Raw genomic sequence first — 12,933 nt, forward strand, 5'->3', positions numbered from 1 at the left:
GCCTTCTCCCCTGGCGGGAGAAGGCGGGGGTCAGAACGGCAGGACGTTCCGCTTCCGGGTGTAGGCCAGATAGCCCACGTTGGCGCCGAGCCGCAGCCCGACGCCCGCCCGGATGGGGGCCAGGGTGATGCCGTTGGCCTTCTGGTAGTTCACGCCCAGGCCGCCCACGAGGTAGGCCGAGCCCTCGACCCCCGGGAAGCGCTGGAAGATCGCCTCGGGGACGTGCAGGTCGTAGACGAGCGTGAAGACGCGCGAGGCGTTGCCGCCGAAGTCCCAGCCGACCGAGGGGCCCTGCCAGTAGACCTCCATGGGCGGGCGGCCCTTCATGTAGAGCAGGCCCCGGCCGTAGCGGCCGCCGACCACGAACGAGCCCGAGCCCTCCTCGCCGGCGATGTAGGCGGTGGGACGGCCGTTGTTGGCGAACAGCTTCTCCACCACGCCCCCGGCCGTCTCGGCGGTGACGCCCATGAAGTCGGAGACGCCCCGGATGATCTCGTCCTGGCTGTAGGTCTTGTCCTCGGAGCCCGTCTGGTAGGTGGGCTGCGGCGGGACGGGCGTCGGCGGCCCCCCCGAATCCGCCGGCGCGGCCGGCGGCAGGGACCCGGACCGCACCGTCTGGGCGCGGACGAGCGTGGGCGCGCCGATCGTGGCGATGCCCGCGATGATGAGCTTGCGGCGATCCATGTGGGCGCGTGCCTCCTGGCTGTCGGACCTCCCCGTCCCCTGAGGTCTCTGTGCGTGGCGGCAGCTTAATGGCGGATTAACCACGTTCGCCGTGACGCGACGCCGCGCGCCTCGCGAAGCGCCGCAAATGTGCTAGAGGGCGCGCCAATGACCACTCCCCTCGACAAGATCCGCAACTTCTCGATCGTGGCCCACATCGACCACGGCAAGTCGACCCTGTCCGACCGCCTCATCCAGGAGACGGGCGCGCTGACCGCCCGCGAGATGAGCGAGCAGGTGCTCGACAACATGGACATCGAGCGCGAGCGGGGCATCACCATCAAGGCCCAGACCGTGCGCCTGCACTACAAGGCCGACGACGGCGAGACCTACATCCTCAACCTGATGGACACGCCTGGCCACGTGGACTTCGCCTACGAGGTCAGCCGGTCGCTGGCCGCCTGCGAGGGCTCGATCCTGGTGGTGGACGCCTCGCAAGGCGTAGAGGCCCAGACGCTGGCCAACGTCTACCAGGCCATCGACAACAACCACGAGATCGTGCCGGTCCTGAACAAGATCGACCTGCCCGCCGCCGAGCCCGAGCGGGTGCGCCAGCAGATCGAGGACGTGATCGGCCTGGACGCCTCGGACGCGGTCGAGTGCTCGGCCAAGACCGGGGTCGGCATCCACGAGGTGCTGGAGGCCATCGTCCACCGCCTGCCCCCGCCCAAGGGCGACCGCGACGCCCCGCTGAAGGCCCTGCTGGTCGACGCCTGGTACGACCAGTACCTGGGCGTGGTGGTGCTGGTCCGCGTCTTCGATGGGACGCTGAAGGTCGGCCAGAAGGTCAAGATGATGCAGACGGGGGCCGAGTACCAGATCGACCGCCTGGGCGTCTTCCGGCCCAAGCAGACCGAGGTGGCCGAGCTGGGCCCCGGCGAGGTCGGCTTCATCACCGCCTCGATCAAGGAGGTCGCCCACGCCGCCGTGGGCGACACCATCACCGACCTGAAGAAGCCCACCGACAGGCCCCTGCCCGGCTTCCGCGAGGTGCAGCCGGTGGTGTTCTGCGGCCTCTTCCCCGTGGACGCGGCCGACTTCGAGGACCTGCGCGCCGCGATCGGGCGCCTGCGCCTGAACGACGCCAGCTTCACCTACGAGATGGAGACGAGCGCGGCGCTCGGCTTCGGCTTCCGCTGCGGGTTCCTGGGGTTGCTCCACCTGGAGATCATCCAGGAGCGGCTGAGCCGCGAGTTCGACCTGGACCTGATCGCCACCGCCCCGTCGGTGGTCTATCGCGTCAAGCTGACCAACGGCGACGAGATCGAGCTGCACAACCCCGCCGACCTGCCCGACCCGGTGAAGATCGAGAGCATCGCCGAGCCCTGGATCAAGGCCACCATCTTCACCCCGGACGAGTACCTGGGCTCGATCATCAAGCTCTGCCAGGACCGCCGCGGCGAACAGCGCGAGCTCTCCTACGTCGGCAACCGGGCCATGGTGGTCTACGACCTGCCGCTGAACGAGGTGGTGTTCGACTTCTACGACCGGCTCAAGTCCATCTCGAAGGGCTACGCCTCCTTCGACTACTCCATCGAGGCGTACCGGGTGGGCGACCTCGTGAAGATGTCGATCCTGGTCAACGGCGAGCCCGTGGACGCGCTGTCGATGCTGGTCCACCGCGACCGGGCCGAGGCCCGCGGCCGGGGCATGGTCGAGAAGATGAAGGAACTCATCCCGCCGCACATGTTCCAGATCCCGATCCAGGCGGCGATCGGCGGCCGGATTATCGCCCGCGAGACGGTCCGCGCGCTCCGCAAGGACGTGACGGCCAAGTGCTACGGCGGCGACGCCACCCGCAAGCGCAAGCTCCTCGACAAGCAGAAGGAGGGCAAGAAGCGCATGCGCCAGTTCGGCAAGGTGGAGATCCCGCAGGAAGCCTTCATCGCCGCGCTCAAGATGGACGCGGACTGATTTCCTCTCCCGCTCGGCGGGAGAGGGGGACCATTCGCCGAAGAGCGAATGGTGGAGAGGGAAGGCGGCGCCGCCGCGCCTGCGACTCGCCCTTCCCACCATCGGCTCTTCCCCCGGCTCAAGGCCGGGGTCGGCCGACGGTCCCCCCTTCCCGTGAACGGGAAGGGAAATGCCTCAGAGCTGGTTGAACTCGCCGCAGCGGCACTTCACGACGACATCGCGCAGCTCGGCCTTCTCGGGCCCGGCCAGGATGAGCTCCTCGCACGCCCCGCAGCGGTAGGCCGTCCCCTCCGGTTGCCCCTCGACCTCCTGGGCCATCAGGACGGTGCGGCGGCCCACGAACAGGCCGGGAAAGGTACGCATGGGAACTGCAAACACGGGGGAACTCTCCGGGACTCACGCGGGACGCGCTTCGCACCGCACAATGATCCTGGCAAGGTTTCGTTGCAGTGCGGCGACAGTCCGGGCCGCACTGTGGCCAAGCTGCACCGTGCGCGCGGTCCTGGCGGCCCTCATGCGACCGCTCTAAGCTCGGCGCGTTGAAGGCCCATGCGCTTCCTGTGCGACGAGATGCTGGTGCGGCTGGCCCGGCTGCTGCGCGCGGCCGGCTACGACACCTACCTGGCCGGCGGCGGCGAGTCCGACCACGCCCTGCTGAACGTCGCCCGCGAGGAAGGCCGCATCCTCGTCACCCGCGACAAGCGCCTGGCCGCCGCCGCGCCGGAATCGGTGATCGTCGAGGGCCGCGGCGTCGAGGCGGAGGCGCGCAGCCTGTCGCAAGGCGTGGTGCTGGACTGGAATTTCGCGCCCTTCACCCGCTGCGTCATGGACAACGCCCGCCTGCGGGACGCGACCCCGGAGGAGATCGCCCGCATGCCCGGCGCAACCGCGCAGATGGCCGGGCCGTTCCGGGCCTGCCCCGCGTGCGGCCGGCTCTACTGGCCGGGCAGCCACGTGCGGCGGATGGGCTCGCGCCTGGACGATCTGGCGGGCGGCGCCCCATTGCCGCCGCAAGCTTGACTAGGAAGACAGGCTTACGGACTTAAAGGACATCCAAGAGGAGCTGCCCCCATGCGCAAGTTCATCGTGCTCGCCGCCGCCGCCTCGGCCCTGCTGGTCGGCGCCTGCAACACCATCTCGGGGATCGGCCGCGACGCCCAGGCCGCCGGCCGCGCCGTCACCGGCGCCGCGGAAGACGCCAAGCACTGATCCTCGCCGGCCGGCCTTCCGGGAATGGGTAGGAAATCGCCGCAATAGATGCGGCCAAACGCCCGCGCCCCTTCCGCTGGCCGGTTCCAGGGCGCATATCCCCCGCCATGGCAGAGATCGTTCATCCCCTGGCGCGCTCGATCTTCCGGGGCATGCGCCACCGTTGCCCGTCGTGCGGCGAGGGCCGGCTGTTCTGGCGCTACCTCAAGGTCCAGACCCGCTGCGAGCGCTGCGACCATGCGCTGGACCAGTATCCGGCCGACGACGGCCCGGCCTATGTGACGATCCTGCTGACGGGCCACCTGATCGTGGCCCCTCTGCTGCTGTTCCCCATCGTCTGGGAAGCCGACGCGCGCTGGTCGGCGCCGATCATCCTGGGCTCCATGACGGCGCTGATCCTCGCCCTCCTGCCGCGCGTGAAGGGCGGCTGGATCGGCCTGATGTACGCGCTGGGCGTCAACGACCGCGACGCGCGCCTGCACACCGCCGACGCCGCCGACTGACCTTTCCGCCCGGGCGGCCTCCCCTCGGAACCTCCACCGTACCGCGCACGTTGGCTGAGGCGGCGCGGGTCGGGGACCCAACGAGGAGAGCGGAATGTCCCTAGGCACCGTCCTGATCATCATCCTGATCCTGCTCCTGATCGGCGCCTTGCCGAGCTGGGGCTATTCCCGCGGCTGGGGCTATTTCCCGAGCGGCGGCCTGGGCCTGGTGCTGGTGATCATCATCATCCTGGTGCTGCTCGGACGAATATAGCGTCCGGGCCCCCTGGCCCGGATCGCCCTGAGCCCATAGCATCCTCCCCCAAGGCGTTCGGCGAAGCGTTCGGGGGAGGATGAATGTCGGCGGAAGAGACGGGGGTCGACGGCCCGCTGGCGTCGGAGATGTCGCGGCCGGGGCTGACGCCCCTGCAGCGGGCGCGGGCCATCATCGGCGGCTCGGCCGGCAACCTCGTCGAATGGTACGACTGGTTCGCCTATTCGTCGTTCGCGCTCTATTTCGCCCCCCATTTCTTCCCCAAGGGCGATCCCACCGCCCAGCTCCTGCAGACGGCGGCCATCTTCGCCGTGGGATTCTTCGCCCGGCCGCTGGGCGCCTGGCTGATGGGGCTCTACGCCGACTGGAAGGGCCGGCGCGCGGCGCTCGCCATGAGCGTGGCCATGATGTGCGCCGGCGCCTTCGCCATCGCCGTCCTGCCCGACGCCCGCCAGATCGGCGCGCTCGCGCCGCTCGGCCTGCTGGCGGCGCGCATCCTCCAGGGCCTGTCGGTGGGCGGCGAGTACGGGGCCAGCGCCACCTACATGTCCGAGATGGCCGGGCGGGCCCGGCGCGGCTTCTGGGCGAGCTTCCAGTACGTGACCCTTATCGCCGGCCAGCTCCTGGCGCTGGGCGTGCTGATCCTGCTGCAGAACCTGATGGACAAGGCCGTCCTGGAGGACTGGGGCTGGCGCATCCCGTTCGTGCTCGGCGGCCTGCTGGCGGTGGTGGTGTTCTGGATCCGCCGGGGGATGGACGAGAGCCCGTCCTACGAGGCCGCCCGGGCCGAGGGCGCCGAGCGGGCGCGCACCATGATGCTGTTCGCCCGCTTCCCCCGCGAGAGCGCGATCATCTTCGTGCTGACGGCGGCGGGCTCGCTCGCCTTCTACGCCTACACGACCTACATGCAGAAGTTCCTGGTCAACACGGCCGGCTTCTCGAAGACCGCCGCCACCACCGTCACCGCCGCGGCTCTGGTCATCTACATGCTGGCCCAGCCGCTGTTCGGATGGATCTCGGACCACCTGGGACGCAAGACCACCATCGCCTTCGCCTTCCTGGCGGGCGCGGTGGCGACCTACCCCGTCATGTCGGCCCTGGCCGGGACGACCTCGGAGGGCGCGGCCCTGGGGCTCGTCGTCCTGCTGCTCGTCATCATGTCCGGCTACACGGCGGTGAGCGGCCTCGTGAAGGCCGAGCTGTTCCCCGCCCATGTCCGCGCCCTGGGCGTGGCCCTGCCCTATGCGCTCGCCAACGCCCTGTTCGGCGGCACGGCCGAGTACGTCGCCCTGTGGTTCAAGGACGTGGGGAACGAGAGCGGCTTCTACGTCTATGTCTCGGCGATCATGGCCGCGGGCTTCCTGGTCGCCGCCCGCCTGCGCAACACCAACGTGCACAGCCTGATCCGGGAGGACTGACGCCGTGGCCCCACTGGACCTCGCCGCCTTCGTGCTCTTCGCCGTGGCCTGGCTCTTCTACGAGCCGCTGCTGACAGCCCTCGGCAAGCGGCGCGGCGGGGTGATCAACACCGACATGACCACGATCCGCGGGGCGTGGATGCGCAACATGACGGTGCGCGAGAACCGCTTCATGGACGGCCAACTGCTGGGTCACGCCCTGAACTCGGCCTCGTTCTTCGCCTCGTCCAACCTGATCCTGATCGCGGCCACGGCCAGCGCGCTGTTCGGCGGGGAGAACACCTTCCGCGCGGTCTCGGCGCTGGAGCTCATCAAGACCTCCTCGCGGGCGCTGTTCGAGCTGCAGCTCGCCCTGGTGGTGATCGCCCTGGTGCGCAGCCTGCTCGATTTCATCTGGTCGATCCGGCAGATGAACTACTGCATCGCCGCGGTGGGGGCGACGCCGCTGCAGGCGCCCGAGGATCGCCTGAACGCCATCGCCGACGCGGTGGCGCGGGTGCTCAATCCGGCCCTGTCGTCGTTCAACCGGGGGGTCCGCGGCTACTACTTCGCCCTGGCGGCCGCGGCCTGGCTTTTCGGCCCCATGGCCTTCATGGCCGCGACGCTGGGCGCCGTGGGCCTCCTGGTCTGGCGCCAGCGCAGCTCGGCCGCCGCCACGGCCATCCGCGACCTGCGCAAGCTGCTGGAAGGCTAGGCGAGGTCAGGCCAGCCCCAGCTCGGCGCGGACGGCGCGGGTGAGCTTGGCGGCGATCAGGCCGTGCGAGGTCTCGATCCAGCTCCGGGCCTCGCCCTCGTCCATGTCGTCGAGGTCGACGACCACCCAGTGGCCGCGCGCCAGGTACGGCGCCTGTCGCCCAGGCCCGTTCTCGGTCAGCACCATGAAGCCGATCTCGGTGACCTTGAACGCCAGCCCGCCCTGCAGGCCGCAGATGGCGAACACCTTGCCGCCCACCTTGTAGACGTCGGAGCCGCCCCACTGGACCACCTTGGTCGCCGCCGGCATGGAAAGCGCCAGGGCCTCGATCTCCTCGCGCGTCATCCTCGGGCGGGCTCAGGCCTCGACGCCGACGCCGATCGGGCAGGTCACGCCGGTGCCGCCGATGCCGCAGTAGCCCTGCGGGTTCTTGGCCAGGTACTGCTGGTGGTAGTCCTCGGCGAAGTAGAAGGGGCCCGCCGCCTCGATCTCGGTGGTGATGCGGCCGAAGCCCTTGTCGCCCAGGGCCTGCTGGTAGGCCTCGCGCGAGGCCTCGGCCTCGGCGGCCTGGGCGTCGTTCTCGACATAGATCCCCGACCGGTACTGGGTGCCGATGTCGTTGCCCTGGCGCATGCCCTGGGTCGGGTCGTGGTTCTCCCAGAACACCTTGAGCAGGTCGCCGTAGGTGACGACCCTGGGGTCGTAGACCACCATCACCGCCTCGGCGTGGCCGGTGCGGCCCGAGCAGACCTCCTCGTAGGTGGGGTTGGGCGTGATCCCGTTCTGGTAGCCGGCGGCGGTGACCCACACGCCCGGGACCTGCCAGAACTTGCGCTCCACGCCCCAGAAGCAGCCCATGGCGAAGTAGGCGGTCTCCAGGCCCTCGGGATACGGTCCCTTCAGCGGACGACCGTTCACGAAGTGGGTGTCGGCGGTGGGGATGGCGTTGGGGCGGCCGGGCAGCGCCTCTTCGGGCGTCGGCAGGTCGAGGGACTTCTTGGCGAACAGCATGGTCGGGCTCCCGGGACGGACAGGCCTCTTCAGATAGGACCTGAACCCGGCCCTTGCGACCGCGCAAGCCCCCTTCGATACAGGCTTTTCAAGCGCCGCTTGCCCGGCCCCGCATCCTGACTATATTCGCGCCCTTCCCGCGGGGGGCCGTAAGGCTGCCCGGCCGTGGGGTGAGGTGGCCGAGTGGTTGAAGGCGCACGCCTGGAACGCGTGTATGGGGGAAACTCCATCGAGGGTTCGAATCCCTCTCTCACCGCCACCGGGCGGCTGGCGGCCCTCAAGTCCGACATCAGCCGTCCTGCGCCGGGCCCTCGTCCAGGCAGCGGCGCACGGCGGCTTCCAGCAGCGCCCGGGCGCGGCGCTCGTTCAGGCCCTGGTCGGTCCTAAGCCGGTTCCAGGCCTCGAAGCTCAGCAGCAGGTCGAGGGTCTCGAAGGTCCCGACGTCGCGGGCCACGGCGGCGGGTAGCTGATCGCGGAGAATCCGCCGCGCCCCGTCGGCCATGCGGGCGTGGTCGGCCTGGAGGAAGGGCGACTGGTGAAGGTGAACCTCGGAGGCGCGCCTGAACGGCGCGATCCGCTCGTAGACCGCGGCCCGGCGGCGCACGAGTTCGACCACCCGGTCCTGCCAGGTCGCGCCCTCGAAGGGCTTCTCGATCATGGCGGTCAGCTCGGCCTCGATCCGGGCCGACATCTCCCGGTAGAGGCTCTCCATGTCGGCGAAATGCCGGAAGACCGTGCGCAGGCCCACCTGGGCGCGCGCCGCCACCGCCTCGGCCGAGGGCGCCGGATTGCCGGCGTGGACCAGCTCCAGCATGGCCTGGACGATGCGCGCGCGGCTGGTCTGGCTGCGACGGCGGCGGCCGTCAGCCTCGGGCTGTGGGGCCTCGGGTTGGGGAGCGGTCCTGGAACGCGAAGCGGCGGGCATGGGTGACCGATAGGCCTTGCGCCGCGTCGCCGTCTAGAACCTGAAGGTCCGCATGAGGTCGCCGTGGCGGATTTCGCGCGAGCCCGCCGGCAGCGACACGAGGTCCCCGTCGCGGGCCACCCGCACCGGCCCGCCGAAGATCTGGCGGCTGCGGCCCAGGAACGGCCCCTCCAGCGCCCGCACCGGCTGGGGCGGGATGACGTGGTAGAAGACGAGCTCGCGCACGCCCGCCGCCTTGGCCTCCTCCGCCGCCGTCTCGGGCGCGGTGTGGTAGCTCAGGATGTCGTGGAAGATGGCCGCGTAGTTGGCCCGGCCCGCCCCCAGCGCCGCCTTCCGCTGGATGGCCACCAGGTTCGGCGCCAGGCCCTCGTGGACCAGCACCTCTGCGCCCTTGGCCGCCGCCACGAGGTTCGCCGACGGGCCGGTGTCGCCGCTCACCACCACGCTGCGGCCCTTGTACTCGAAGCGGTAGCCGACGGCGGGCTCGACCGGGCTGTGGTTCACCGCGAAGGCCCAGACCCGCACGCCCCCTTCGTCGTAGACCAGCGTCGGCTTGCCCGGCGGGGCGGTGAAGGTCCTCGGCGCGCCGCCGAAGCCGGACGGCGGGACCACCGCCGGGCCGTGGTGGGCGATGCGGTAGCCGCGGTCCAGCGCATAGGCCGCCTGGAAGCCCGCCACCACCTGGTCGACGCCCGCGGGTCCGAACACGGGCACGGGCGCCTGCGACGCGCCGCCGGCCCACCGCTGCAGCATCAGTTCGCCCAGGTCGGCGATGTGGTCGGAATGGAAGTGGGTCAGGAAGATCGCCGAGACCTTCGGCGGCGGCAGGTTCATCAGCGAAAGGTTGCGCGTGGAGCCGGACCCGGAGTCCACCACGAACAGCTTCTGGCCGGCGGCCACGGCGACGCAGGGTCCGGCCCGCGTGGGGTCCGGCATGGGCGATCCGGTCCCGCACAGGCCAACGTGCAGGCCGTCGGGCAGTTCGGCCAGGGCGTCCGGCCCCATGGCCCGCTCGAAGACCCGCGTCATGGCGGCCTCGGCCAGGGCGCCGCGCTGCGTCCACACGACGCCCGCCCCGATCCCGACGGCCGCGACCGCCGCCAAGCCGATCCCCCAGACCTTCCGCATCGCCGCCTCTCCGCTTGACCGCGCCCTTGACCATCTCTGGAATAAAATGGCACGTAGATTGCCAATACATCGAAACCCGAGCGGCTGGAAGGAAGGACTTCGCCATGGACGTGTTGCGGACGCCGGACGAGCGGTTCGAGGGACTGGCGGAATGGCCCTACGCGCCGCGCTACCACACGGTGACGGACGCCGACGGGACGGACCTGCGGATCCACTATGTCGACGAGGGCCCGCGCGACGGGGCGCCCGTGCTGCTGCTGCACGGCGAGCCCTCGTGGGCCTTCCTCTACCGCAAGATCATCGGCGGCCTGGCGGCGCGCGGGCGGCGCGCGATCGCCCCCGACCTCATCGGCTTCGGCCGGTCGGACAAGCCGGCCAGCCGGTCGGACTACACCTTCGAGCGGCACGTGGCCTGGATGAGCCAGTGGCTCACCGACCTGAACCTGACGGGCCTCACCCTCTTCTGCCAGGACTGGGGCGGGCTGATCGGCCTTCGGCTGGTGGCGGCCTTCCCCGAGCGGTTCGAGGGCGTCATCGTCTCGAACACGGGGCTGCCCGTGGGAACCGGCGCCACCGAGGGTTTCCAGGCCTGGCTCAACTTCAGCCAGAACGCGCCCGAGCTGCCGATCGGCCTCCTGCTCAACGGCGGGAGCCAGCGCGACCTGAGCACCGCCGAGATCGCCGCCTACGACGCCCCCTTCCCCGACGACCGCTACAAGGAAGGCGCCCGCCAGTTCCCGGCCCTGGTGCCGGTCACGCCCGAACACGCCTCGGTGGCCGAGAACAAGCGCGCCTGGGAGGTGCTGGAGCGGTTCGACAAGCCCTTCCTCACCGCCTTCAGCGACGGCGATCCGATCACCCGCGGGGGCGAGGCGGTGTTCCAGGGCCGGGTGCCCGGGACCCGCGGCCAGCCCCATGTCACGCTCAAGGGCGGCCACTTCGTCCAGGAGGACAGCCCGGACGAGATCGTCGAGCTGCTCGACGCCATGATCGCCCGCCGCGGCTGAGGGAGGCCCCCATGAACGTCGTCAACAGCGTCTTCCCCGGGCCCGACCAGATCGCCGCGTTCTTCGGCGCGCCCGAGGACGGGCCGTTCGTCATGGTCAACCTGCTGAAGTTCAAGGACCGGGCGGAATATCCCGACGGTTCGGACGCCCACCTCACCGGCCGCGAGGCCTACGCCCGCTACGGCGAGGCGGTCAGCAAGCTGGTCGAGGGCCTGGGCGGCAGGATCCGCTATTCGGGCGCGGTCACCGGCCTGCTGCTGGGCGAGGTGGAGGAGCTGTGGGACGCGGTCGCCCTGGCCGAATACCCTTCGCTCGCGGCGTTCCAGGCCATGGCCATGTCGCCCGAGATGCACGCCATCGAGCACCACAGGAAGGCCGGCCTCGCGGGCCAGCTCAACATCCGCACGCGCCCCGGCCCCGGCTTCTAGCCGGGGCCGCCGCCCCTCAGTTGTCCCAGTAGACGTATTCGTCGCCCGGCTTGTCGGCCACGTTCAGCGGGTGGTCGATGGCGATGGCGCCGCTCAGCACCGACGGCCACAGCGGCGGGACCATCTGGCCATCCAGCCGGGTCAGCGCCGCGGTGAGCTCGCGCACCTTCTCGGGATTGGCCTTCGCCAGGTTGCGCCGCTCGGTCGGATCGGTCTTGAGGTCGAACAGCCAGACCGCCTTCGGCTCCTCGGCCACCTGCAGCTTCCAGCCGCCGGACATCACCATCTTGTAGCGGCCCGAGCGCCAGTAGAGGGTCCGGTCGAGCCCGCCGGCCGCGCCGCCGGCGGTGAGGTAGGGTGCGAGGTCGACGCCGTCGATCGGCCGGTCGTTCGGCAGGGCCGCGCCCGCCGCCCCGGCCGCCGTGGCGAAGATGTCCACATGGGCCACCGGGCTCTCGAAGCGCCCACCCGCCGGCAGCTTCGCCGGCCAGCGCATGAAGAACGGCACATGCACCCCGCCCTCGAAGAACGTCGCCTTCCAGCCGCGGTAAGGGCGGTTGAGGTCGGGGAGGCCGACGTAATGGGCGCCGCCATTGTCGCTGGTGAAGATGACGAGCGTGTTGTCGTCCAGCCCCTGGGCCTTCAGCTCGGCCAGGACACGGCCGATGTTGCGGTCGAGGTTGCGCACCATGGCGCCGTAGACCCGCAGGCGATGGTCCTTGATCTGCGGCAGGGCGTCGTAGTCGGCCTTGGTGGCCTGCAACGGCGTGTGCGGCGCGTTGTAGGCCAGGTACATGAAGAAGGGCCGGTTGCGGTTGGCCCGGATCGCCGTGACCGCCTCGTCGGTGAGGTAGTCGGTCATGTAGCCCCTGGGCCGGAACGGCTTGGAGCCGTTGTACTGGACCATGTAGGGCAGGGCGCCCCACAGGAACTTGTCGATCGGGTCGAACGACTGCTTGGAGTTGACGACGCCCGGGTCGTCCTTGGGCAGGAACATCGAGCCGCCGGCGATGAAGCCCAGGCTCTCGTCGAAGCCCTGCTGCTCGGGCCGCGAGCCTTCGCTGCCGCCCAGGTGCCACTTGCCGAGGTGGATGGTGTGGTAGCCGCGCCCGCGCAGCATCTCGGCGATGGTGATCTCGGAGGCGGGCATGGCCATGGCGTCCACGTCGCGCGGAACCCGGCGGGCGGCGGCGGCGTCGAAGCGGTTCTCGTGGGCCGCGCCGGGCGAATGGAAGGTTCCCACCACGCGCGAGAAGGCCGTGGGCGTCGGCGTGAACTCGAAGCCGAAGCGGGTGGCGTAGCGGCCGGTCATGATCGCCGCGCGCGAGGGGGCGCAGGTGGCGTTGCCGGCGTAGCCGTTGACGAAGGTCACGCCGTCATGGGCCAGGGAATCGATGTTGGGCGTCGGCACCGCGCCGCCCGCGATCCCGCCGCCGTTCAGGGTGATGTCGTTGAAGCCCAGGTCGTCGGCCAGGATGAAGACGATGTTGGGCGGACGGCCCTCGGCGGGCGCGGGAGCGGCGGGCCCCTGGGCCCAGACCACGGCCTGGTTCGGGCCGATCTTGGGGAAGCGCATCCGCGCGCCCAGGATGATCAGGTCGAATCGGAACGTCCAGGCCAGCGCCGCCAGCACGGCCAGCACCGCCGCGCCGCCGGCGACCCATTTCAGGATGCGCATGCCACGACCTCCCCTTGTCGTTGGGAGGCAGCATATATTGAC

General features: G+C 70.4%; 16 protein-coding genes and 1 tRNA gene. 10 read left to right on the top strand and 7 right to left on the bottom strand.

The window, feature by feature from the left end:
- Positions 1-30: 30 nt before the first annotated feature.
- Positions 31-684, bottom strand: coding sequence for a DUF1134 domain-containing protein (locus ACK4TT_RS07690; RefSeq protein WP_409635113.1), 654 nt, complete (start codon positions 682-684; stop codon positions 31-33).
- A 147-nt stretch (positions 685-831) separates the two neighbouring features.
- On the opposite strand from ACK4TT_RS07690, the gene lepA reads away from it, so the two are divergent.
- Positions 832-2,637, top strand: a complete 1,806-nt coding sequence (lepA, locus tag ACK4TT_RS07695) for a translation elongation factor 4 (RefSeq protein WP_409635116.1) — start codon at positions 832-834, stop codon at positions 2,635-2,637.
- Positions 2,638-2,811: 174 nt separating this feature from the next.
- Here lepA and ACK4TT_RS07700 read toward each other — a convergent pair whose 3' ends face one another.
- Entirely contained in the window at positions 2,812-3,000 is a 189-nt protein-coding gene (locus ACK4TT_RS07700; protein ID WP_409635119.1) for a hypothetical protein, read from the bottom strand.
- A gap of 186 nt (positions 3,001-3,186) precedes the next feature.
- On the opposite strand from ACK4TT_RS07700, the gene ACK4TT_RS07705 reads away from it, so the two are divergent.
- From ACK4TT_RS07705 to ACK4TT_RS07730, 6 genes are all read left to right on the top strand, one after another.
- Positions 3,187-3,657 (top strand): DUF5615 family PIN-like protein, encoded by a 471-nt coding sequence (locus ACK4TT_RS07705; RefSeq protein WP_409635122.1) that lies wholly within the window; start codon positions 3,187-3,189, stop codon positions 3,655-3,657.
- A 51-nt stretch (positions 3,658-3,708) separates the two neighbouring features.
- Complete coding sequence (locus tag ACK4TT_RS07710; RefSeq protein ID WP_409635124.1) at positions 3,709-3,846, top strand: entericidin EcnA/B family protein; 138 nt, start codon at positions 3,709-3,711, stop codon at positions 3,844-3,846.
- Positions 3,847-3,953: 107 nt separating this feature from the next.
- Positions 3,954-4,349: a DUF983 domain-containing protein gene (locus tag ACK4TT_RS07715; RefSeq protein WP_410212742.1), complete on the top strand. Its 396-nt coding sequence runs from the start codon at positions 3,954-3,956 to the stop codon at positions 4,347-4,349.
- A 94-nt stretch (positions 4,350-4,443) separates the two neighbouring features.
- Positions 4,444-4,602, top strand: a complete 159-nt coding sequence (locus ACK4TT_RS07720; RefSeq protein WP_409635130.1) for a DUF3309 family protein — start codon at positions 4,444-4,446, stop codon at positions 4,600-4,602.
- Between the two features lie 83 nt (positions 4,603-4,685).
- Positions 4,686-6,020, top strand: coding sequence for an MFS transporter (locus ACK4TT_RS07725; protein ID WP_410212743.1), 1,335 nt, complete (start codon positions 4,686-4,688; stop codon positions 6,018-6,020).
- A gap of 4 nt (positions 6,021-6,024) precedes the next feature.
- On the top strand, positions 6,025-6,714 hold the full coding sequence (locus ACK4TT_RS07730; protein WP_409635136.1) for a DUF599 domain-containing protein: 690 nt from the start codon (positions 6,025-6,027) through the stop codon (positions 6,712-6,714).
- Between the two features lie 6 nt (positions 6,715-6,720).
- Here ACK4TT_RS07730 and ACK4TT_RS07735 read toward each other — a convergent pair whose 3' ends face one another.
- Together ACK4TT_RS07735 and msrA are read right to left on the bottom strand one after the other, a co-directional pair.
- Positions 6,721-7,059: an MmcQ/YjbR family DNA-binding protein gene (locus ACK4TT_RS07735; RefSeq protein ID WP_409635140.1), complete on the bottom strand. Its 339-nt coding sequence runs from the start codon at positions 7,057-7,059 to the stop codon at positions 6,721-6,723.
- A 12-nt stretch (positions 7,060-7,071) separates the two neighbouring features.
- Positions 7,072-7,725, bottom strand: a complete 654-nt coding sequence (gene msrA / locus ACK4TT_RS07740; RefSeq protein ID WP_410212744.1) for a peptide-methionine (S)-S-oxide reductase MsrA — start codon at positions 7,723-7,725, stop codon at positions 7,072-7,074.
- A gap of 169 nt (positions 7,726-7,894) precedes the next feature.
- On the opposite strand from msrA, the gene ACK4TT_RS07745 reads away from it, so the two are divergent.
- Positions 7,895-7,984 (top strand) — tRNA-Ser (locus ACK4TT_RS07745).
- A 30-nt stretch (positions 7,985-8,014) separates the two neighbouring features.
- Here ACK4TT_RS07745 and ACK4TT_RS07750 read toward each other — a convergent pair.
- A complete protein-coding gene (locus ACK4TT_RS07750) occupies positions 8,015-8,650 on the bottom strand; it encodes a TetR/AcrR family transcriptional regulator (protein ID WP_409635146.1) in 636 nt (211 codons plus the stop codon).
- 33 nt (positions 8,651-8,683) lie between these two features.
- The gene (locus ACK4TT_RS07755; RefSeq protein WP_410212745.1) at positions 8,684-9,778 is read right to left on the bottom strand and encodes an MBL fold metallo-hydrolase; all 1,095 of its coding nucleotides are present in this window, start codon (positions 9,776-9,778) and stop codon (positions 8,684-8,686) included.
- A gap of 104 nt (positions 9,779-9,882) precedes the next feature.
- On the opposite strand from ACK4TT_RS07755, the gene ACK4TT_RS07760 reads away from it, so the two are divergent.
- Together ACK4TT_RS07760 and ACK4TT_RS07765 are read left to right on the top strand one after the other, a co-directional pair.
- Positions 9,883-10,785 carry a haloalkane dehalogenase gene (locus tag ACK4TT_RS07760; RefSeq protein WP_410212746.1) on the top strand — a complete coding sequence of 301 codons (903 nt, stop codon included), beginning with the start codon at positions 9,883-9,885 and terminating at the stop codon, positions 10,783-10,785.
- Between the two features lie 11 nt (positions 10,786-10,796).
- Positions 10,797-11,213, top strand: a complete 417-nt coding sequence (locus tag ACK4TT_RS07765; protein ID WP_409635156.1) for a DUF1330 domain-containing protein — start codon at positions 10,797-10,799, stop codon at positions 11,211-11,213.
- Positions 11,214-11,229: 16 nt separating this feature from the next.
- On the opposite strand, the gene ACK4TT_RS07770 is transcribed toward ACK4TT_RS07765, so the two are convergent.
- Positions 11,230-12,891: a sulfatase-like hydrolase/transferase gene (locus ACK4TT_RS07770; RefSeq protein WP_410212747.1), complete on the bottom strand. Its 1,662-nt coding sequence runs from the start codon at positions 12,889-12,891 to the stop codon at positions 11,230-11,232.
- Positions 12,892-12,933 lie beyond the last annotated feature (42 nt).

Origin of the sequence: Phenylobacterium sp. (assembly GCF_046463815.1) — a bacterium.
In the GTDB taxonomy this organism is placed as follows: domain Bacteria; phylum Pseudomonadota; class Alphaproteobacteria; order Caulobacterales; family Caulobacteraceae; genus Phenylobacterium.